Source organism: Mesorhizobium sp. C264A (assembly GCF_040324515.1).
GTDB lineage: Bacteria > Pseudomonadota > Alphaproteobacteria > Rhizobiales > Rhizobiaceae > Mesorhizobium.
This window is the reverse complement of the sequence record NZ_JAMYVY010000002.1, coordinates 1,149,425-1,168,282: the sequence shown is the minus strand read 5'-3', so window position 1 is coordinate 1,168,282 and position 18,858 is coordinate 1,149,425. Positions and strand designations below refer to the sequence as shown.

Genomic DNA, 18,858 nt, shown 5'->3' with positions numbered 1-18,858 from the left:
AAGGCCCGCACTTTTTCAGCGAGGGTTGCAAAAAAGCCCGGCTTTGCGCCGGGCTTTCCGCTTTATTTGCCGTCAACCGGTCAGGCCGACTTCTTCTTCTCGTCGTTTTCGTCGATTTCCTCGAAATCGGCGTCGACCACATCGCTATCCTTGGCCGCGTCCGCCTTGGCGTCGGCTTCCGCCGCTTCCTTCTGCGAAGCTTCGTACATGGCCTGGCCGAGCTTCATGGATGCTTCGGCAAGCGTCTGCGACTTGGCCTCGATGTCGGCGGCATCGTCGCCTTCGGCAGCAGCCTTCAGCGCCGTGATAGCCTCCGATATCGCCGTGCGCTCGGTTTCCGAAACCTTGTCGCCATATTCTTTCAGCGACTTCTCGGAGGAGTGCACCAGCGCCTCGGCCTGGTTGCGGGCCTCGACCAAGGCGCGCCGCTGCTTGTCGGTCTCGGCATTGGCTTCGGCGTCCTTGACCATCTTCTCGATGTCGGCGTCCGAAAGGCCACCAGAGGCCTGGATGCGGATCTGGTGCTCCTTGCCGGTGCCCTTGTCCTTGGCCGAAACGTTGACGATGCCGTTGGCGTCGATGTCGAAAGTGACCTCGATCTGCGGCACGCCGCGCGGCGCCGGCGGAATGCCGACCAGGTCGAACTGGCCGAGCGCCTTGTTGTCGGCAGCCATTTCACGCTCGCCCTGGAAGACGCGGATGGTCACGGCCGACTGACTGTCTTCAGCGGTCGAGAACACCTGGCTCTTCTTGGTCGGGATGGTCGTGTTGCGTTCGATCAGGCGGGTAAACACGCCACCCAGCGTCTCGATGCCGAGCGACAGCGGCGTCACGTCGAGCAGCAGCACGTCCTTCACGTCGCCCTGCAGCACGCCGGCCTGGATTGCGGCGCCGAGTGCGACGACCTCATCCGGGTTGACGCCCTTGTGCGGCTCCTTGCCGAAGAACTGCTTCACGATCTCCTGGATCTTGGGCATGCGGGTCATGCCGCCGACCAGGACCACTTCGTCGATCTCGCCAGCCTTCAGCCCGGCATCCTTGAGCGCTGCCTTGCAGGGCTCGATGGTGCGCTGGACGAGATCGTCGACCAGCTGCTCGAACTTGGCACGGGTCAGCTTCAGTGTCAGGTGCTTGGGGCCGGTCGCGTCGGCGGTGATGAAGGGCAGGTTGATTTCGGTCTGCGTCGTCGACGACAGCTCGATTTTGGCCTTTTCAGCCGCCTCCTTGAGGCGCTGCAGCGCAAGCTTGTCGTTCTTCAGGTCGATGCCCTGTTCCTTCTTGAACTCGGCCGCCAGGTATTCGACGAGACGCATGTCGAAATCCTCGCCGCCGAGGAAGGTGTCGCCATTGGTCGACTTCACTTCGAACACGCCGTCGCCGATTTCGAGCACCGAAATGTCGAACGTGCCGCCGCCAAGGTCATAGACGGCAATGGTCTTGCCATCCTTCTTGTCGAGGCCGTAGGCAAGTGCTGCAGCCGTCGGCTCGTTGATGATGCGCAGCACCTCAAGGCCGGCGATCTTGCCGGCGTCCTTGGTGGCCTGGCGCTGGGCGTCATTGAAATAGGCCGGAACGGTGATGACCGCCTTCTCGACCTTCTCGCCGAGATAGGCCTCCGCCGTTTCCTTCATCTTCTGCAGGATCATGGCCGAGATCTGGCTGGGCGACTGCTTCTTGCCGCCGGCCTCGACCCAGGCATCGCCATTGTCGCCCTTGACGATCTTGTAGGGGACAAGCTTCTTGTCCTTCTCCGTCACCGGGTCGTCATAGCGGCGGCCGATCAGGCGCTTGACCGCGAAGATGGTGTTTTCAGGATTGGTGACCGCCTGGCGCTTGGCCGGCTGGCCGACGAGACGTTCGCCGTCGCCCGAGATGGCGACGATGGAAGGCGTCGTGCGCGCGCCTTCCGCATTTTCAATGACCTTGGGCTCCTTGCCATCCATGATGGCGATGCAGGAGTTGGTGGTGCCGAGATCGATACCGATTACTTTTGCCATTTTTCTAGTCTCTCCGCTAAGCAGGCTCTCAGGACCCGTAAGGCGTTCCGACGAAAGCCCCTGTTCACAAGAAATTCCGCTCCGGCAACCGGCATTCCGGCACTGGGCGGCTTGGCGCGTATATAAGAACAGGCGGCATCGGGCGCAAGCATTCTGCGCATGGCATCCACCGCGCCGCGCTTGGCGCCTTTGAACAGCCGCCCGGCGGCCCGGATGTGCTCAAACCGCGCTCAAAACCCCAGGATCTGCGCGATCCCCCGGCGAAGCGCCCAGTCAGGGCTTCGAAACCACAAGAAAACGTCACCTATGCGTGAGAGAGGCGGCTCCTGGCTGAGGAAGGCGCCTGCCCACAGCAGACACAGGCAAAAGCGTCACGCGGCCTGCGACAGCGATTTATGCGCCTCGGCCAGGATTTCGAACGAGCGCACGCGTGCCGCATGGTCGAAGATCTGCGCGGTCACCATCAGCTCGTCTGCGCCGGTGCGGCGCACGAACGCGTCTATGCCTTGCCGGACGGTTTCGGGGGAGCCGACGACGGCGCAGGACAGCGCCTGCGAAATCATGGTTTTTGCCATCGGCTCGAGCGTCTGGTCATAGCCCTCGACCGGCGGCGGCAGGCGGCCGGCCCGCCCCGTGCGCAGATTGACGAAGGCCTGCTGCAACGAGGTGAACAGCAGTTTGGCCTCTCCATCGGTCGGTGCGGCGAAAACGTTGAGGCCGAGCATGACATAGGGCTTGTCCAGCTGTTCCGAAGGCTGGAAGCGCGAACGGTAGATCTCCAGCGCATGGTCGAGTTCGGCCGGCGCGAAATGCGAGGCAAATGCATAGGGCAGGCCGAGCATGGCGGCGAGCTGCGCGCCATAGAGGCTGGAACCGAGGATCCAGACCGGCACCTTCTGGCCTTCGCCGGGCACGGCGTGGATACGCTGGCCTTCCGCGGCCGGCTGGAAATAGCCCATCAGCTCGACGACATCCTGGGGGAAATTGTCTGACGCCTCGAGATTGCGGCGCAGCGCGCGCGCTGTTCCCATATCGGTGCCGGGCGCGCGGCCGAGGCCGAGGTCGATGCGGCCGGGGTGCAGTGCCGCCAGCGTGCCGAACTGCTCGGCAATCACCAGCGGCGCATGGTTGGGCAGCATGATGCCACCGGCGCCAACGCGGATGGTCTTGGTGCCGCCGGCGACATGGGCGATGACCACGGCGGTCGCCGCGCTGGCGATGCCCGGCATGTTGTGGTGCTCGGCCAGCCAGTAGCGCCTGTAGCCGAGCCGCTCGGCATGGCGGGCCAGGTCGAGCGAATTTGCCAGCGATTGCGAGGCGTCGCTGCCTTCGACGATCGGCGACAGGTCGAGAACGGAAAGTGCGGTCATGGGCCTCAAGCCTTTACGATGTTCAACTGCCTGACCCTGGTTTCGAAGGCGCGGTCGGGAATGACGATGTCGAGCTGGCACCAAGCAACGGGTCCAGATTCTCGAACGGGATCGCCTGCGGATGCTGGCGATGCAGCGCGCTCAGCGTGTCGAGCGACGCATCGATCGGACCGCGATAGCCGATGCGGTCGAAATAGGAATCGAGGTCGAAGGAGGCATCGTTCATCGCAGGGTCCGGCTTGACCGGCTCGATATAGGCACTCCGCCTGAAGACAACAAATGCGGGATGACGGACAGGCGCGGCAAGCTTATGGCGCGGCCTTTCCGTTCTCTTCGGCCGCTTCCTCCTCCACCACGGCCGTCTGCTGTGCGGCGAGAAAATTGCCGACATGGCTGAGGCCATCGAAATGATCGCAGAACACTTTGACGACGACCAGCAGCGGCACCGCCATCAGCGCGCCGACAAAGCCCCAAAGCCAAGACCAGAAGGCGATGGCGATGAAGATCGCCACGGCGTTGATCTCGAGGCGTCGGCCGACAACCATCGGCGTAACGAACTGGCCTTCGACGATGTCGCACAAAAGCACGAAGCCCGGCGCCAAAAGCGCGTAGGTGATCGAGTCGAAGCTGATCATCGCAATGACGCTGACCAGCACGATGGTGATCAGCGCGCCGACATAGGGCAGGAAGTTGAGCAGCGCCGCCATCGTTCCCCAGACGAGCGGGTTGGGCATGCCGAGCGCCCACAGGCCAAGGCCGATAACCGCGCCGAGACCGGCATTGATGACGGTGACGGTGAGCAGATAATGCGAGATTTCGCGCTCGACGTCATAGACGACGCGCAAGGCCCGCTTCTTCTCACTGAGGCTGGCGAAGGACTGGATGATCTTCTCATAGAACATCGTGCCTGACGCCAGCAGGAACAGCGACAGCACGAAGATGATGGTCAGGCTTGTCCCCGCCGACAGGACGTTGCTGGCGGCGGCCGACAGGACGCCGGACTGCGCCATCGCCACCTTCTGGATGCCCGGCTCCTGCGAGGTCTCCGTCATCTGTTCGATCTGATGCGAGATCTGCATGATCCTCTCGAGCGGACGCCGTAATTGCGCCAGCCGTTCGGTAAGTTGTTGGCCGATCGACGAGGTGTTGTTGAGAAGGTCGATGACCGGGCCGCTGAGCAGATAGCCGGCAACGCCGAAGACGCAGATCGACAGCACGACCAACATTGTCGCCGAAACCACTTCCGGAATGCCGCGCTTGCGCAGGAAGCGGACGATTGGTGTCAGCGTCAGCGTCAGCAGGAAGGCGAGGATGACCGGCATGAAGAAAGCACGCGCGAAATACAGCGCGTAGATGGCCATGAACAGGAAGATCCCGATGAGCAGCGAACGCATCAGATGCGTGTCGGCACGCGCCACAACTCTCGCCTCTTCGGTCTCGGCAAGGCCAGCACCCAAAGCGGCGGGTTCGGCTTTCATGATTTTCCCTCAGCGGCGCACCGCAATTGGTGCATTCCCCTGACGGAAACGCCTCTGCAAGCCCAAGGTTCCGTTAGCCGGCAAGGCCCTCAATCCGGGCCGCCCGTCGCTCAGGCGGCTGGCGCTGCGACGGCGACGCCGGGCTTGGCGGTCTCCTTGCGCACGATCGGCGCCACCTTGGTGCCGTACAGTTCGATCGCCTTCATGATCTTGGCGTGCGGCATGGCGCCGATCGCCATCTGCAGCAGGAAGCGGTCATTGTTGAAGATCTTGTGCTGGGCGACGATCTTTTCCGCCACCTGCTCCGGATTACCGACAAACAGCGCGCCGTTCGGACCACGCGACTGATCGAAATGCGCCCGCGAGGTCGGGCCCCAGCCGCGCTCGCGGCCGATGCGGTTCATCACTTCGGCCTGCGGGCCGTAGAAATCGTCGGCCGCCTGTTCAGTGGTCCCGGCGATGAAGCCGTGCACATTGATGCTGGTGGCAAGGCCCGAGGGGTCGGTACCGGCCCGCCTGGCGGCATCGCGATAAATGTCGAACAGCGGTGCAAACCGCGCCGGCTCGCCGCCGATGACGGCCAGCGCCAGCGGCAGGCCGAGCACCCCCGCGCGGGCCGCAGACTGCGGCGTTCCACCTATTGCGATCCAGATCGGCAATTTGTCCTGCAGCGGCCGCGGATAGACGCCGCGGTCGTTGATGGGCGCGCGCAGATTGCCGGACCAGGTGACCTTGACGCTGTCGCGTATGGCCAGCAGCAGGTCGAGCTTTTCGGCGAACAGCTCGTCATAGTCCTCGAGATTGTAGCCGAACAGCGGGAAGGATTCGATGAACGAGCCGCGCCCGGCCATGATCTCGGCCCGGCCGCCCGACAAAAGGTCGAGCGTTGCGAACTGCTGGAAGACACGCACCGGATCATCGGAGGACAGCACGGTGACCGCGCTGGTCAGCTTGATGCGCTTGGTGCGTTCGGCGGCAGCGGCCAGCGCCACCACCGGCGCGGACGCGGCATAGTCGGGGCGGTGATGTTCGCCCAGACCAAAGACGTCGAGGCCGACCTGGTCGGCCAGCTCGACCTCCTCGATCAGATTGCGTAGTCGCTGATGCGGGCCGATCGCGCCGGGGCCGGGCTCCGGGCTGACGTCGGCGAAAGTGTAGAGACCGAGTTCCATGGCATGTCATCCAAATGTTCTGATTTGCCGCTAGAGGTAGCGGCGAGCCGCCCCGGCCGCCAGAGGGGCGGATAGTGAACAGTGCATGTCGGTTTCGGCCGGCTTTGTTTCAGGGAAAACGCGTCTCCCGGCTGCAACAGCCTAAACTTTCATGGCTGGCATACCGTTTTGGCGCTTGAACTCTCGGTTTTCGCGCGTATGTAAGCGTCGCGAATTGACTTCAGGGAAGTGGACTTGGCTATCTACAGGGAAAAAGACATTTTCGAGCGGCGCAATGCCGCGAACGAGGCAAAGAAGGCGCTTCTGGAGCGCTTCAAGTCAAAGCCGGCGGCTGATGATCCTGCGGTTCTGGCCAAACAGGCCGAACGCAAGGCGATTCTTGAGGCTCGCGAAATACGCGAGGCCGAAAAGGCCAGGCTGAAGCAGGAAAAGCTGGCACGCGAGGCGGTCGAGAAGGCCGAGCGCGAGGCAGCAGCCGAAGCGGCGCGTATTGCGGCCGAAGAGGCAGCGCAGGCTGAAGCGAAGATCAAGGAAGCCGAAGAAAACGAGCGCATTGCCCGTTTGCTGGCCGACGAAGCCGAACGCAAGGCCAAGCGCGACGCACGCTATGCGGCGCGCAAGCAGCGTACCGGCAGGACGCCTCCGGGCTTCTCCGCCCGCTAACGCTTCGATCGAAACGATCGGACATCAGGGTCGCCTTCCAGCGGCCCTGAAGGCGTTTGCCTAATTTAAGGGTTTGATGCCTCGGAGCTCAGGCGGCGAGCTTCAGCCCCATAATGCCGCAGACGATGAGCGCAATGCAGGCGAGCCGGATGGCCGTCGCAGGCTCGCCCAGCAGCCAGATGCCAAGCAGCGCCGTGCCGACCGTGCCGATGCCGGTCCACACCGCATAGGCCGTGCCGACGGGCAGCGTCTTCAGCGCCAGGCCAAGCAGGCCCAGGCTGATGATCATCGAGGCGACGGTGAGCACCGTCGGCAGCGGCTTCGAGAAGCCGTCGGTGTATTTGAGGCCGATCGCCCAGCCGATTTCGAACAGGCCGGCGAAAAACAGAAAAATCCACGACATCGGGATGCACTCCATTCCATGAGCATGGCGGGCCGTCCCGGCCGATTTATGGGAAGGCGCGAGGTCGTCCTCGCCGCTTCGACACAAGCGGCTGCGCCGGTGCGATCAACAAAACACCGGCCGCATCGTTCATGCCGCCGGTGTCAAAATCTGCGCCGAAACGGTTTGTCCGGATTTCAACCGTCCAAGATCTTCCGAGGCGGGCTTACTTTTCCTTGAGCCTCATCGCCTTGACGGGCGGCGCCTTGAGTGCCGGAGCAGCTGCGGGCTTCTTGGCGTCTTTTTTCGGCTTCCGAGCTTCCTTGCCCGCCTTCATCGCACCTTTAGCCATGATTCGTTCCTCCAGTTGCTGGGAGGCCAAGTGAAACAAGAGAAACGCCGGACTGCAAGGGGGCGGGCGTCTGTCGCCGGCGCCGTCGGGCCGCTTTCAACCGGTTTCTAATTTGCTCGTAAACCATTCCGGTCCGTGCCATGGTTGCCTTCGCACTGCAGCATCGGCCATGCCTTCGCCCGGCGATGATCAGGCAGTGCGGTCAGGACGACAATGCGAATCCGCATCGGCAGCGAGATGAGTTTCGATTTTCCGCAGGAAACGCCGCTGATCGCGATGCTCAACGTCCACTACTCCAGGGCCTCCGATCTCGAGCGCCCGGATTTCCTGACCTCCAACCCGCCGGTGCCGATCCAGAGCTACCGCGACAGTTTCGGCAATTGGTGCAACCGCTTCGTCGCCCCGCCCGGTCGCTTCACCTTCGGCACCGATTCGGTAATCCGCGACCCCGGCACGTTCGAGATGGGCGACCTGATGGCCTGGCAGCACGAGGTGCGCGATCTGCCGTCGGACACATTGCTCTTCCTGTTGCCGAGCCGCTTTTGCGAGAGCGATCTGCTGGCCAGCGAAGCCTGGCGGCTGTTCGGGCATACGCCGCTTGGCATTGCGCGCGTCCAGGCGGTCTGCGACTTCGTCCACAACCACATCGTCTTCAGCTACGGCAATGCGCGGCCGACCCGCACCGCGGCGGAAGCCTATCGGGAGCAAAGCGGCGTCTGCCGTGACTTTGCCCACCTCGCCGTCACCTTCTGCCGTGCGCTCAACATCCCGGCCCGCTACTGCACCGGCTACATCAGCGACATCGGCCTGCCCAAACCTTGGGCGAGCATGGATTTCGCAGCCTGGATGGAGGTCTATCTCGGTGGCCGCTGGCATGTCTTTGACCCGCGCAACAATTCGCCACGCATCGGCCGCATCCTGATCGCCTCCGGCCGCGACGCCGCCGACGTGCCGCTGACCCACATCTTCGGACCGGGCACGCTGGCTGGTTTCAAGGTGTGGACGGACGAGATCATCGAATAGGGGCGTCTTTCCGCAAGCTGGCCTACAAGACCCTGAACGACCGGGCGATTCGTGCGTTGTGATGCCTGTGGAGCTCAGGGGCGTTACATCAGGTTCCTTGGAGGGACAGCATGGCAGCACATGGCGGGTCGAAGACGGTCATCTACGCGGCGCTCGCCGGTAATCTCGCTATTGCTGTGACCAAATTCGTCGCCGCCTTCTTCACCGGCAGCTCGGCGATGCTGTCGGAAGGCGTGCACTCGCTGGTGGATACCGGCAATGGCGGGCTGCTGCTCTACGGCATGCACCGCGCCGCCCGCCCGCCGGACCGCACGCATCCGCTCGGCCATGGCCGCGAGCTGTATTTCTGGAGCTTCATTGTCGCCCTGCTCGTATTCGCGCTCGGCGCCGGCGTGTCCTTCTATGAAGGCGTCGTCCACATCATGGCGCCTGAGCCGGTCGCCAATCCCAAAATCAACTACATTGTGCTTGGCCTCTCAATGCTGTTCGAGGGCAGCTCCTGGTACGTGGCGCTGAAGGAGTTCCGCCAGCAGAAGGGCAAGCAAGGCTGGCTGCAGGCCGTGCAATCGAGCAAGGATCCGAGCGTCTACACGATCCTGTTCGAGGACAGCGCCGCCCTGCTCGGTCTGTTCGTCGCCTTCGCCGGCATATTGGCGGCCGAACTCCTCGACATGCCCGAACTCGACGGCGTCGCCTCGATCGGCATCGCGATGATCCTCGGCGCCACCGCCATCTTTCTGGCGCGCGAAAGCAAGGGATTGCTCATCGGTGAGCCGGCCTCCCCGGAAGTGCAGGCCAAGGTGCTGGCCATCGCCCAGCAGGATCCGGCAGTGCAGCGGGCCAACGGCGTTCTCACCGTCCATCTCGGCCCGCAACAGATCGTCGCTGGGCTGAGCATCGAATTCGAGGACCATCTGACGGCGCCTGAGATCGAAGCCTGTGTCGAGCGCATCGAGGCGCTCTTGAAAAAAGAAATGCCGGAGATCACCAGACTGTTCGTCAAGCCGCAGACGACCGGAACCTGGGAGCACCGGCGCAAGCAGGTCGAGGCGGCGTCGGACTAGTTCTGGACCAGCAGTCCACCGTTGGCGCCATCGCCTGGTCCCGCTAAGATCACCCGACGGATTTCGGAGAATCAACGATGAAAATCGATGGTGGGTGCCATTGCGGCGCCATAACTTATGAAGCAGACGTCGACCCGGAAAAGACCTCTATCTGTCATTGCACCGACTGCCAGCAACTGACCGGTACCGCCTTTCGTGTCACTGTTCCCGCGCCTGAGGATCATTATAGGATCACAAAGGGCACACCGAAGGTTTATATCAAGACGGGATCGAGCGGCGCCAAGCGTGCCCAGGCGTTCTGCGGCGACTGCGGTTCGCATCTTTACGCAACGTCGGTTGGCGACGGGCCGAAGGTCTATGGGATCAGGGCGGGGACCGCGCGGCAACGCGAGGATCTCGTTCCGACCCAACAGAAATGGCACCGATCGGCCCTGCACTGGCTTCCGGAATTCGAGGGCGTAAGCATCGTAGAGGCGCAGTAGCACCTGCCTCCCGGTTAAACGCGGCCCAAACCAGCCAATAATGTGCTAGGCTACCCATCAAACGGATGGCGGGGGATAGCAATGTCGGAAACGGACAAAGTGTTTGCCGGCTCGATTCCGGAAAACTACGACCGCTACATGGTGCCGTTGATCTTCGAGCCGTTCGCCGCGGATTTGGCACGACGGGCAGCGTCCTTGTCGCCCGGCGCCGTCCTGGAAGTCGCCGCCGGCACCGGCGTTGTCACCCGCGCATTGGCTCCAAAACTGTCTCCCGGCGCAAGCTATGTCGTGACCGACCTCAACCAGCCTATGCTCGACTACGCGGCCTCGCGACAAGCTCCCGACAGTCGTATACAATGGCGTCAGGCGGATGCTCTGGCGCTCCCGTTCGAAGATGCGGCTTTCGATCTCGTTTGCTGTCAGTTCGGCGCGATGTTCTTTCCCGACCGAGCCGCCGGCTATCGCGAAGCAAAGCGGATCCTGAAGACCGGCGGCCATTTCCTGTTCAACGTGTGGGATCGCATTGAAGAGAATGTATTCGCCAATGATGTGACGAATGCTCTTGCGGAGATTTTTCCGAACGATCCGCCCCGCTTTCTCTCCCGCACGCCGCACGGCTACAATGACACTGCATTGATCCGCGGCGAGTTGGAAGCCGCAGGTTTCTCCCGTGTGGTGATCGACACGAGGGCCGAACAAAGCCGTGCCTCCTCGCCGCGCCTTCCGGCGGTTGCCTATTGCCAGGGAACTCCGCTTCGCAACGAAATCGAGGCCAGAGGAAAACTGGAAGCCGCAACCGATCACGCCGCGTCCGTGATTGCAGCCAGACACGGCAGCGGCGAGGTTGCGGCCAAGATCCAGGCGCACGTGATCGTGGCTACGGTCTAATGCATGGCGCCCAGAAGTGTGCCGCGGTTCTGGGACAACGACATGCATCAAAACAAAGACTTTTAAAGCGCGTCGTATGAATCCGTTCAGCGCGACGCGCTTTAATCGTCGCCTTCGACGACACGTAGCCTGAGCTGCCCCGTCTTGGAATCCGCCACCCGCACCCCGGCTTCGGCCTTGGCGGGTCCGCCACCGCGCACTTCGGCTTCGCTTTCGGCAAACTCCAGCGCTTCGATCTTTTGGCCGCGCTTGGTCACCTTCGACGTCGACACCAGTATCTCGTCGATATCCTTGGCCGACTGGCCAAAATGCGTCTGCAACCGGCGCACGCGTTCGTCGATGCGCGCGACGTCTTCCATCAGCCGGATCACCTCGCCCTGGATCAGATGCGCCTGTTCGCGCATGCGGGCGTCCTTGAGGATGGCCTGGATGACCTGGATCGACAGCATCAAAAGCGACGGTGAGACGATGATGACACGCGCCCGGTGCGCCTTCTGGACCACGGCGTCGAAATTCTCGTGGATTTCGGCGAACACCGATTCCGACGGCACGAACATGAAGGCGGTGTCCTGCGTCTCGCCCTGGATCAGGTATTTTTCCGAGATATCGCGGACGTGAATTTCGATGTCGCGGCGGAAAGCCTGGGCCGCGATCTTCTGTTGTTCGGCGCCATCGGCGGCGCGGATGGCGTTCCAGGCTTCCAGCGGAAACTTGGCGTCGATGGCAAGCTGCGGCGCACCGTTCGGCATCCTGACCAGGCAGTCGGGACGGCTGCCGTTTGACAGCGTTGCCTGGAACTCGTAGGCGCCCATCGGAAGGCCGTCGGCGACGATCGCCTCCATGCGCGACTGGCCGAAGGCGCCGCGCGTCTGCTTGTTGGACAGGATCGCCTGCAATTGCACGACCTGGCCGGCCAGCGACTGGATGTTGCCTTGCGCGGTGTCGATGACCGCCAGCCGTTCCTGCAGTTTGGCGAGGCTCTCATGCGTCGATTTGGTCTGTTCGGTCAAGGTTTGGCCGAGCCTGCCGGTCATGGCGTCGAGGCGCTGGCCGATCGACTGGTTGAGTTCGGCCTGCCTTGCGCCGAACACGTCGGCGATGGCGCCCATGCGGCCCTGCATCTCGGCCTGGCTTTGCAAAATGCCGGCCATCCGCGCCTCGGCGTCGCGGGCGTGGTCGGCGGCTTCCGCCGCGGCGATGGTGCGCGCCTTGGCCGATCGCCACAGCGCCACGACAAGCGCCAGGAACAGGCCGAGAAACACCAGCGCGCCGAGGGTCAGTGCATGGCCGAGCGTGATCGTCGTGGCGCCAAGCCGGGCAACGGGTTCGGAAAGGATGGTGCTCAGGTCGTTCATCCCGCCAGCATAGCCGATTCGCAGACCTGGCACAGATCAAAACGTGAACGAGACCGATTCGCACCGGTTGACGCTTCTCCTGCGACGTTTTAGGTGAGGCGCCATGTCGATCAAGCCGCTCATCATCCTTCCCGATCCCATCCTGCGCCAGGTTTCCAAACCAGTCGAACGCGTCGACGCGCCTTTGCGCAAACTGGCCGACGACATGCTGGCGACGATGTATGATGCGCCGGGCATCGGCTTGGCCGCAATCCAGATCGGCGAGCCGCTGCGCATGCTGGTCATCGACCTCGCCAAGGAAGACGAGCCGCCGGCGCCGCATGTGTTCATCAATCCCGAAATCCTCGAAAGCGCCGACGCTCGCTCGGTCTACGAGGAAGGCTGCCTGTCGATCCCGGACTATTACGCCGAGGTCGAGCGTCCCGCCTCGGTGCGCGTGAAATATCTCGACCGCGACGGCAAGCTGCAGGAGATCGAGGCCGAAGGCCTGATGGCGACCTGCCTGCAGCACGAGATCGACCATCTCAACGGTGTGCTGTTCATCGACCACATCTCGAAGCTGAAGCGCGACATGGTGGTCAAGAAGTTCAAGAAGCTCGCCAAGGACAAGGCGCCGGGCAAGCTGGTGGGATAGGGAAGATGCCGCTTCGCGTCATCTTCATGGGCACGCCGGAGTTTTCGGTGCCGGTGCTGCGCGCGATTGCCGAGGCCGGGCACGAGATAGCAGCCGTCTACACCCAGCCGCCGCGCGCCGCGGGCCGCCGCGGGCTGGAGCTGACACCGTCGCCGGTGCAGCGCGAGGCTGAGCGGCTGGGCATCGAAGTGCGCACGCCGCTGTCGCTGAAGGGCGAGGCCGAGCAAGCTGCTTTCCATGCGTTGCGTGCCGATGTCGCGGTCGTCGTCGCGTATGGTTTGCTGTTGCCGAAGGGTATTCTGGAGGCTCCGCGCCTCGGCTGCCTCAACGGCCACGCCTCGCTTTTGCCGCGTTGGCGTGGTGCAGCTCCCATCCAGCGCGCCATTATGGCCGGCGACGTCGAAACCGGCATGATGGTGATGCGCATGGAAGAGGGCCTGGACACCGGTCCGGTGGCACTGGTTGAAAAATGCGCCATAGAGCCCGACATGACGGCCGGCGATCTGCACGACCGCTTGATGAATATTGCTGCCACGCTGATGGTGGAAGCGCTGTCCCGATTGGAGACAAATACCCTGGCATCGACTTTGCAGGCGGCTGACAGGGTGACCTACGCCAGGAAAATCGATAAGTCGGAGACACGTGTGGACTGGACGCGCCCGGCTGCGGAGGTCCACAATCACATTCGCGGCCTGTCGCCATTCCCGGGCGCCTGGTGCGAGGCCGACATCGGCGGCCGCACGGAACGGCTGAAACTGCTTCGCTCGACGCTTTCTGAAGGTACGCTTTCTGAAAGCATGGGCGAGTCGGGAGGAATTCTCGATGACCGGCTGACGGTCGCCTGCGGGTCGGGCGCGGTCAGGCTGGTCGAAGTTCAACGGGCGGGCGGAAAGCCTGCTGCCGCGCAGGAGTTTCTGCGCGGGGCCAAGATCGAAAAAGGAATGAAGTTCTCATGAGCATGATGTCGATACGCGGCGCGACGCCGCGGGACCGCGAGGCCATACGCCTGGTCGAGGAACACGCATTCGGCCAGCAGGCGGAGGCCGGGCTGGTCGACGCTCTGGTCACCGGCGGCGACGCCGTTGTCGAACTGGTGGCGGAAGAAGACGGCCAGGTGGTCGGCCACATCCTGTTTTCCAGGCTGTTCGTCCAGAACGGCGGCAAGCAGTTCGCAGCCGTGGCGCTGGCGCCGTTGGCGGTGGAACCTTCGTTCCACGGCTCGGGCATTGGCGGTGCGCTGATCCGCGAGGCGCATATCCGCCTCAGGGATGGCGCCGAGACGCTCGCCGTTGTGTTGGGCGATCCGGCCTATTACGGCCGCTTCGGCTACAGCCATGCGCGCGCCGAAAAGTTCGAGAGCGAATATCAGGGCGAAGCGCTGCAGGCGCTGGCCTGGGGTGACGCACCCGAAAAAGGCAAACTGGTCTACGCCCAGGCCTTTACCGCACTCGCCGCCTGAACGAAGGGTGTATGCCGCGTTTTCGTCTCGATATCGAATATGACGGCAGCCTTTTCGCCGGCTGGCAACACCAGGCGGATCAGCCTTCGGTGCAGCAGGCGATAGAGCAGGCGATCGAGAAATTCTGCGGTGAGGCGGTGCGGATACGCGCCGCCGGCCGCACCGACGCCGGGGTGCATGCGACCGCCCAGGTGGCGCATGTCGACCTCGCCAAGGCATGGCCAAACGACAAGGTGCGCGACGCCGTCAACGCGCACCTGCAGGCGGCAGGCGCGCGCATCGCCATCCTGCAGGCGACGGTTGTCCCCAATGAGTTCGACGCCCGTTTCTCGGCCACCGGACGGCACTATCTCTACCGCATCCTCAACCGGCGCGCGCCTGCAGCGATGGAAAAGGGCAAGGTCTGGTGGGTGCCGAAGCGGCTCGATGCGAACGCCATGCACGAAGCGGCGAAAGTCCTGCTCGGCCGACATGACTTTACCACCTTCCGCTCGACGCAATGCCAGGCCAACAGTCCGGTGCGGACGCTGGAGCGGCTCGATGTAAGCCGCCAGGGCGACCTGATCGAAGTCAGGGCCTCGGCGCGCTCTTTCCTGCACAACCAAGTGCGCTCCATGGTCGGTTCGCTGAAACGCGTCGGCGACGGCGGCTGGACCGGCGCCGACCTCAAGGCAGCGCTCGCGGCGCAAGACCGCGCCGCCTGCGGCCAGGTGGCGCCGCCCGACGGGCTTTTTCTCGTCGGTGTAGACTATCCGGAAAAGTTCTAAGCCGGAGCGGCGGTCGGCACAGTGATGCCGAGCAGCGCCACCAGGCCGAACAAGACGGCCAGAGACACCACCAACATGCCTGCGAACACGGCGCTGCCGACAGCCGCGCCCTTGCCGATCGCGGCGTTGGTCATCCGCCAGGAGAGTACCAGCGACAGCACCACCAGAACCAGCCACACCAATTCGGCAACCGGGTTGCCAGACGGCAGGAAAAGCCTGATCAGCGCTGAAGGCAGCAGCATCCAGGCAGTGATCGCCGACGCCCAGTTGCTGGCGACGACATAGTGGACGAAGCGGTCGCCGATGCCGGCGCGCGATGCGACCAGGGCAAGCACAACCAGGGGCAGCAGCCACGAGCCGAGGTCGACGGTCGCCAGGCGAATCAACATGCCCAGCCGGCCGGCGAACGCATTGGGATCGCCGATCTCGTTGGCCGTGCCGACCCAGCCGACGATCATCGCCGGCGCGGCGACGACGATGGCGAAGAAGGAATTCCAGAAGCCGTCCGCCGAAAGGTCGAGCAGCCGCAAGCCGTCGGCCTTTCCGAGCATCAGCCGCCAGGCGCCGTTAAGCGATGAAGAGGTCTCGTCAACCGAAAGCATGATCAGCCCTGCTCGAACCAGTCATCGATGAAGCGCTGGTAGATTTGGGTCAGCGTCTCGAGGTCGGCCAGTGCGACGCGCTCGTCGACCATGTGCATGGTCTTGCCGACGAGGCCGAACTCGACCACCGGGCAATAGTCCTTGATGAAACGCGCATCCGAGGTTCCGCCCGAGGTGGACAGCGCCGGCTCCTTGCCGACTGTCGCCCTGATCGACCCGCGCAGCGTCTCGATCAGCTTGTCGTCGCGCGTCAGGAAGACATGGCTCGGCCGGTCGCGCCAGATCAGCTCGTAGTCGACCGGCGTCTTGCCGGTCCGGTATTTCTTGCGCTTCGCCGCCTGGTCGAGGCGGTTATGGATCTCGGCCTGCACCGTCTCGGCAGTCCATGTGTCGTTGAAGCGGATGTTGAAGGTGGCTGTCGCCTTGGCCGGAATAACATTGGTCGCCGGGTTGCCGACATCGATCGAGGTCACTTCCAGATTGGTCGGCTGAAAATCCTTCGTGCCCTTGTCGAAGACGGGCGACAGCAAGGCGTCGACCAGGCTGATCAGGCCGCGCACCGGATTGTCGGCGAGCAATGGATAGGCGACATGGCCCTGGCGGCCGTTGACCGTGACACTGCCCGACATCGAGCCACGCCGGCCGATCTTGATCATGTCGCCGAGCGTGTCCGGATTGGTCGGCTCGCCGACGATCGCGGCGTCCCATCTCTCGCCCTTGGCCGCCGCCCAGTCGAGCAGTTTTGTCGTCCCGTTGATCGCCGGCCCCTCCTCGTCGCCGGTAATCAGCAGCGAGACCGAGCCTTTCGGACCACCCTTTTTCTCGACATGGCGCGCCACGGCGGCGATGAAACAGGCGATGCCGCCCTTCATGTCGACGGCGCCGCGGCCGTACATTTCGCCCTTGGCGATCTCGGCGGCAAAGGGCGGATGCGTCCACGACGCCTCGTCGCCCGCCGGCACCACGTCGGTATGGCCGGCAAACATCAGATGCGGCCCATTGCCGGAGCGGCGCGCGTAGAGGTTCTCGATGTCGGGGGTGCAGTCTTCGGAAAACACCGGGCGTTCGACGGAAAAGCCGAGCGGCTTCAGCATGCCTTCCAGGGCAGCCAGCGCGCCGCCCTCGGCGGGCGTTACGGAGGCGCAGCGTATGAGGGTCGCGAGGTTGGCGGCGGGATCGGTCGGCAGTTTCATGGGCAAAGCGATAGTTGAAAGCGAAAGGCCTGTCACGGCCAGAGATGATGACCGGTCCTGCCGCCGACATTATGGTTTTCGTATAGTGCAGGCCAACACGAGATAATCGCATGGCCAACGCCGAAAAGACCATCGTCATTGCCGGCGCCGGCAGCATCGGCTGCTATGTCGGCGGTTGCCTGGCGCTGGCCGGACGCAAGGTGTTGTTTTTGGCGCGGCCAGGCATAGCGACGGCCTTGCTGGACGGTGGCCTGCGCATCACCGATCTCGATGGTCGCGACCGATCCATGCGGCCGGAGTCCGTCACCACCGATCCCGCCGCTGCCCTCGCCAGTGCCGACGTGGTGCTGGTGACGGTCAAGAACGGCGCTACCGAGGAGATGGCGTCGCTTGTTGCCGGACATGCGCGCGGCGATGTCGTGGTGGTCAGCCTGCAGAACGGCGTCGGCAATGCCGACCGGTTACGCGCCGGGCTCGGTGGCCGGACTGTACTCGCCGGCATGGTGCCGTTCAATGTCGTCCAGTCGGCCATAGGCAATTTGCCGCTTCACGTGCATCGCGCCAGCGACGGCAAGGTCATGATCGAAGATGGCGTGACCGGCCTTGCCGGCCTTCTCGATGTCGAAGGGCTTGGCGTGGAAACCCATCCCGATATGAAGGCCGTGCAGTGGGGCAAGCTGCTGATCAACCTCAACAACGCGCTTGTCGCCTTGTCCGGCCTGCCGCTGGCGAGTGAACTTGCCGACCGCCGCTGGCGGCGGATCCTGGCCGGTCAGATCGACGAGGCCCTGGCGGCGATGAAGGCGTTACATATCGCGCCGGCGCGGATCGGCGGCTTGCGTCCCGGCCTGCTGTCGAAGCTGCTCCGGCTGCCGGACTGGCTGTTCCGGCTGGTCGCCCGCCGCATGCTCGCCATCGACCCGCAGGCGCGCTCGTCCATGTGGGACGACCTCCAGCGCGGTCGGCCGACCGAGATCGGTGACCTGCAGGGGGCCGTCCTGAGCCTCGCCGAAAAGGCCGGCACGCCGGCGCCTCTGCTGAAGCGGGTCACCGCGCTGGTGCAGCAGGCCGAGCGGGAAAAGCGCGGCTCACCCGGGCTGACGCCGGAAGCCGTCACTGGATAGTCTACTTGCCGCGAGCCGCGGGCCTTGGCCCGCATAGCCCGAAAACAGGCGCGTGGGCCCGCCGCGTCACAGCTTTGGTGCGCGCCTCGGAGCCGGCGCTTTGCTCGCCGGGCCTGGCGCCGGCACGGGCTGCGCCGCCGGGTGGTTCTCGATCAGCGTGATCTTCTGCCAGATCTTGCGCGACAGGTTGGACGCCAGGTTCTCGACGTCGTTGACGCCGTCGATGACCACATCGTCATTGACCGACTGCGCAAACAGCGCCGCGATCTTGCCGGTGATCGACAGCATTTCCGAGCAATAGTCGAGGTAGCGCGCCAGGTCGGCGGCATTGGTGATGCGAGCCGGCGAATGCGCGGTCGGCCTGAAATTGGCGGACAATGCTGCCGGATCCTTGGTCAGCTGGTGCATGTCGATGACATGGATCAGCGATCTCAACCCATGCAGCTGGCGAAACACCCGCTTGCGCTTGATGCGCTCCTCGGTGCGGATCAGCGCCAGCAGGCCGAGCACGGCAAGGATCATCATGTTGATCGTGGCTTCGATGCCTTGCACCGACTGCACCGCATCGTCGGCCTGCGAGATATGGATGAGCGGCAGGATGGTGCCGACGAATAGGAAGATCAGCGCGCCGGCGGCAACAGCGGCGACGATGGCGCCGCGCAGCCACCAGATCGGCGCTTCCAGCGCCTGCGCCGCCTTGGCCAGGTCGCGCGACAGCGACACCAGTTCGGCGGCGACGCCGCGCAGGCCGGCATCGGGAAAACGCTCGGCGACGCGCTCTTCCAGCCGCTCGGCGGTGTCGATGATCAGTTTCGGATCAAGCGTGCGGTAGCGCATGGCGAGATATCCGGTC

The 18,858-nt window shown here is 63.8% G+C and carries 21 protein-coding genes; 10 read left to right on the top strand and 11 right to left on the bottom strand.

The genetic code is table 11. The annotated features are described in order from the left end of the window. Positions 1 to 80: 80 nt before the first annotated feature. From dnaK to NKL04_RS24645, 5 genes are all read right to left on the bottom strand, one after another. Positions 81 to 1,997: a molecular chaperone DnaK gene (dnaK, locus tag NKL04_RS24665; RefSeq protein ID WP_023673200.1), complete on the bottom strand. Its 1,917-nt coding sequence runs from the start codon at positions 1,995 to 1,997 to the stop codon at positions 81 to 83. A gap of 371 nt (positions 1,998 to 2,368) precedes the next feature. Next, complete coding sequence (locus NKL04_RS24660) at positions 2,369 to 3,367, bottom strand: LLM class flavin-dependent oxidoreductase (RefSeq protein WP_023673201.1); 999 nt, start codon at positions 3,365 to 3,367, stop codon at positions 2,369 to 2,371. A gap of 22 nt (positions 3,368 to 3,389) precedes the next feature. Then, positions 3,390 to 3,593 (bottom strand): arylamine N-acetyltransferase, encoded by a 204-nt coding sequence (locus NKL04_RS24655; protein ID WP_023681323.1) that lies wholly within the window; start codon positions 3,591 to 3,593, stop codon positions 3,390 to 3,392. Between the two features lie 82 nt (positions 3,594 to 3,675). Further along, positions 3,676 to 4,845: an AI-2E family transporter gene (locus tag NKL04_RS24650; RefSeq protein ID WP_023681324.1), complete on the bottom strand. Its 1,170-nt coding sequence runs from the start codon at positions 4,843 to 4,845 to the stop codon at positions 3,676 to 3,678. 110 nt (positions 4,846 to 4,955) lie between these two features. Continuing rightward, positions 4,956 to 6,017 carry an LLM class flavin-dependent oxidoreductase gene (locus NKL04_RS24645; RefSeq protein ID WP_023681325.1) on the bottom strand — a complete coding sequence of 354 codons (1,062 nt, stop codon included), beginning with the start codon at positions 6,015 to 6,017 and terminating at the stop codon, positions 4,956 to 4,958. Positions 6,018 to 6,251: 234 nt separating this feature from the next. On the opposite strand from NKL04_RS24645, the gene NKL04_RS24640 reads away from it, so the two are divergent. Next, entirely contained in the window at positions 6,252 to 6,680 is a 429-nt protein-coding gene (locus NKL04_RS24640) for a DUF6481 family protein (protein ID WP_023673205.1), read from the top strand. 88 nt (positions 6,681 to 6,768) lie between these two features. Here NKL04_RS24640 and sugE read toward each other — a convergent pair whose 3' ends face one another. Beyond that, entirely contained in the window at positions 6,769 to 7,083 is a 315-nt protein-coding gene (gene sugE / locus NKL04_RS24635; RefSeq protein WP_023681326.1) for a quaternary ammonium compound efflux SMR transporter SugE, read from the bottom strand. Between the two features lie 205 nt (positions 7,084 to 7,288). Then, on the bottom strand, positions 7,289 to 7,414 hold the full coding sequence (locus NKL04_RS24630; protein WP_006200611.1) for a hypothetical protein: 126 nt from the start codon (positions 7,412 to 7,414) through the stop codon (positions 7,289 to 7,291). Positions 7,415 to 7,627: 213 nt separating this feature from the next. Between NKL04_RS24630 and NKL04_RS24625 the strand changes: the two genes are divergently transcribed. The 4 genes from NKL04_RS24625 (at position 7,628) to NKL04_RS24610 (ending at position 10,871) form a co-directional block, all read left to right on the top strand. Continuing rightward, positions 7,628 to 8,437 (top strand): transglutaminase-like domain-containing protein, encoded by an 810-nt coding sequence (locus NKL04_RS24625; RefSeq protein WP_023701968.1) that lies wholly within the window; start codon positions 7,628 to 7,630, stop codon positions 8,435 to 8,437. Positions 8,438 to 8,547: 110 nt separating this feature from the next. Then, positions 8,548 to 9,501 (top strand): cation diffusion facilitator family transporter, encoded by a 954-nt coding sequence (locus NKL04_RS24620; RefSeq protein ID WP_023701969.1) that lies wholly within the window; start codon positions 8,548 to 8,550, stop codon positions 9,499 to 9,501. Positions 9,502 to 9,578: 77 nt separating this feature from the next. Further along, the gene (locus NKL04_RS24615; RefSeq protein ID WP_023673210.1) at positions 9,579 to 9,983 is read left to right on the top strand and encodes a GFA family protein; all 405 of its coding nucleotides are present in this window, start codon (positions 9,579 to 9,581) and stop codon (positions 9,981 to 9,983) included. Between the two features lie 81 nt (positions 9,984 to 10,064). After that, positions 10,065 to 10,871, top strand: a complete 807-nt coding sequence (locus NKL04_RS24610; protein WP_023701970.1) for a class I SAM-dependent methyltransferase — start codon at positions 10,065 to 10,067, stop codon at positions 10,869 to 10,871. 101 nt (positions 10,872 to 10,972) lie between these two features. Here NKL04_RS24610 and NKL04_RS24605 read toward each other — a convergent pair whose 3' ends face one another. After that, complete coding sequence (locus NKL04_RS24605; RefSeq protein WP_023701971.1) at positions 10,973 to 12,226, bottom strand: DNA recombination protein RmuC; 1,254 nt, start codon at positions 12,224 to 12,226, stop codon at positions 10,973 to 10,975. A 103-nt stretch (positions 12,227 to 12,329) separates the two neighbouring features. Here NKL04_RS24605 and def point away from each other — a divergent pair, with 103 nt between their 5' ends. Genes def through truA form a run of 4 tightly spaced genes read left to right on the top strand, consistent with a single transcriptional unit; the run spans position 12,330 to position 15,086 of the window. Next, complete coding sequence (gene def / locus NKL04_RS24600) at positions 12,330 to 12,860, top strand: peptide deformylase (protein ID WP_023673213.1); 531 nt, start codon at positions 12,330 to 12,332, stop codon at positions 12,858 to 12,860. A 5-nt stretch (positions 12,861 to 12,865) separates the two neighbouring features. Continuing rightward, positions 12,866 to 13,816: a methionyl-tRNA formyltransferase gene (gene fmt, locus NKL04_RS24595; protein ID WP_023701972.1), complete on the top strand. Its 951-nt coding sequence runs from the start codon at positions 12,866 to 12,868 to the stop codon at positions 13,814 to 13,816. Beyond that, positions 13,813 to 14,319 (top strand): GNAT family N-acetyltransferase, encoded by a 507-nt coding sequence (locus NKL04_RS24590; RefSeq protein ID WP_023692998.1) that lies wholly within the window; start codon positions 13,813 to 13,815, stop codon positions 14,317 to 14,319. The genes fmt and NKL04_RS24590 overlap by 4 nt, the downstream gene beginning before the upstream one ends. Positions 14,320 to 14,330: 11 nt before the next feature. Continuing rightward, positions 14,331 to 15,086 carry a tRNA pseudouridine(38-40) synthase TruA gene (gene truA, locus NKL04_RS24585; RefSeq protein ID WP_023673216.1) on the top strand — a complete coding sequence of 252 codons (756 nt, stop codon included), beginning with the start codon at positions 14,331 to 14,333 and terminating at the stop codon, positions 15,084 to 15,086. Here the strand turns inward: truA and NKL04_RS24580 are convergent. Together NKL04_RS24580 and dapE are read right to left on the bottom strand one after the other, a co-directional pair. Further along, the gene (locus tag NKL04_RS24580) at positions 15,083 to 15,688 is read right to left on the bottom strand and encodes a hypothetical protein (RefSeq protein ID WP_023673217.1); all 606 of its coding nucleotides are present in this window, start codon (positions 15,686 to 15,688) and stop codon (positions 15,083 to 15,085) included. The two genes, truA and NKL04_RS24580, sit on opposite strands and share 4 nt — an antisense overlap. Before the next feature lie 2 nt (positions 15,689 to 15,690). After that, positions 15,691 to 16,881, bottom strand: coding sequence for a succinyl-diaminopimelate desuccinylase (gene dapE, locus NKL04_RS24575; RefSeq protein ID WP_023701973.1), 1,191 nt, complete (start codon positions 16,879 to 16,881; stop codon positions 15,691 to 15,693). Between the two features lie 110 nt (positions 16,882 to 16,991). On the opposite strand from dapE, the gene NKL04_RS24570 reads away from it, so the two are divergent. Continuing rightward, positions 16,992 to 18,005 carry a 2-dehydropantoate 2-reductase gene (locus NKL04_RS24570; RefSeq protein ID WP_023701974.1) on the top strand — a complete coding sequence of 338 codons (1,014 nt, stop codon included), beginning with the start codon at positions 16,992 to 16,994 and terminating at the stop codon, positions 18,003 to 18,005. Positions 18,006 to 18,071: 66 nt separating this feature from the next. Here NKL04_RS24570 and NKL04_RS24565 read toward each other — a convergent pair whose 3' ends face one another. Beyond that, the gene (locus NKL04_RS24565) at positions 18,072 to 18,842 is read right to left on the bottom strand and encodes a hypothetical protein (RefSeq protein ID WP_023673220.1); all 771 of its coding nucleotides are present in this window, start codon (positions 18,840 to 18,842) and stop codon (positions 18,072 to 18,074) included. Between the last annotated feature and the right edge of the window lie 16 nt (positions 18,843 to 18,858).

What these genes read in the sequence shown, in the direction of transcription:
- dnaK (WP_023673200.1), bottom strand. Translation starts at nt 1,997, where the DNA reads ATGGCAAAAGTAATCGGTATCGATCTCGGCACCACCAACTCCTGCATC.
- NKL04_RS24660 (WP_023673201.1), bottom strand. Translation starts at nt 3,367, where the DNA reads ATGACCGCACTTTCCGTTCTCGACCTGTCGCCGATCGTCGAAGGCAGC.
- NKL04_RS24655 (WP_023681323.1), bottom strand. Translation starts at nt 3,593, where the DNA reads ATGAACGATGCCTCCTTCGACCTCGATTCCTATTTCGACCGCATCGGC.
- NKL04_RS24650 (WP_023681324.1), bottom strand. Translation starts at nt 4,845, where the DNA reads ATGAAAGCCGAACCCGCCGCTTTGGGTGCTGGCCTTGCCGAGACCGAA.
- NKL04_RS24645 (WP_023681325.1), bottom strand. Translation starts at nt 6,017, where the DNA reads ATGGAACTCGGTCTCTACACTTTCGCCGACGTCAGCCCGGAGCCCGGC.
- sugE (WP_023681326.1), bottom strand. Translation starts at nt 7,083, where the DNA reads ATGTCGTGGATTTTTCTGTTTTTCGCCGGCCTGTTCGAAATCGGCTGG.
- NKL04_RS24630 (WP_006200611.1), bottom strand. Translation starts at nt 7,414, where the DNA reads ATGGCTAAAGGTGCGATGAAGGCGGGCAAGGAAGCTCGGAAGCCGAAA.
- NKL04_RS24625 (WP_023701968.1), top strand. Translation starts at nt 7,628, where the DNA reads ATGCGAATCCGCATCGGCAGCGAGATGAGTTTCGATTTTCCGCAGGAA.
- NKL04_RS24620 (WP_023701969.1), top strand. Translation starts at nt 8,548, where the DNA reads ATGGCAGCACATGGCGGGTCGAAGACGGTCATCTACGCGGCGCTCGCC.
- NKL04_RS24615 (WP_023673210.1), top strand. Translation starts at nt 9,579, where the DNA reads ATGAAAATCGATGGTGGGTGCCATTGCGGCGCCATAACTTATGAAGCA.
- NKL04_RS24610 (WP_023701970.1), top strand. Translation starts at nt 10,065, where the DNA reads ATGTCGGAAACGGACAAAGTGTTTGCCGGCTCGATTCCGGAAAACTAC.
- NKL04_RS24605 (WP_023701971.1), bottom strand. Translation starts at nt 12,226, where the DNA reads ATGAACGACCTGAGCACCATCCTTTCCGAACCCGTTGCCCGGCTTGGC.
- def (WP_023673213.1), top strand. Translation starts at nt 12,330, where the DNA reads ATGTCGATCAAGCCGCTCATCATCCTTCCCGATCCCATCCTGCGCCAG.
- fmt (WP_023701972.1), top strand. Translation starts at nt 12,866, where the DNA reads ATGCCGCTTCGCGTCATCTTCATGGGCACGCCGGAGTTTTCGGTGCCG.
- NKL04_RS24590 (WP_023692998.1), top strand. Translation starts at nt 13,813, where the DNA reads ATGAGCATGATGTCGATACGCGGCGCGACGCCGCGGGACCGCGAGGCC.
- truA (WP_023673216.1), top strand. Translation starts at nt 14,331, where the DNA reads ATGCCGCGTTTTCGTCTCGATATCGAATATGACGGCAGCCTTTTCGCC.
- NKL04_RS24580 (WP_023673217.1), bottom strand. Translation starts at nt 15,688, where the DNA reads ATGCTTTCGGTTGACGAGACCTCTTCATCGCTTAACGGCGCCTGGCGG.
- dapE (WP_023701973.1), bottom strand. Translation starts at nt 16,881, where the DNA reads ATGAAACTGCCGACCGATCCCGCCGCCAACCTCGCGACCCTCATACGC.
- NKL04_RS24570 (WP_023701974.1), top strand. Translation starts at nt 16,992, where the DNA reads ATGGCCAACGCCGAAAAGACCATCGTCATTGCCGGCGCCGGCAGCATC.
- NKL04_RS24565 (WP_023673220.1), bottom strand. Translation starts at nt 18,842, where the DNA reads ATGCGCTACCGCACGCTTGATCCGAAACTGATCATCGACACCGCCGAG.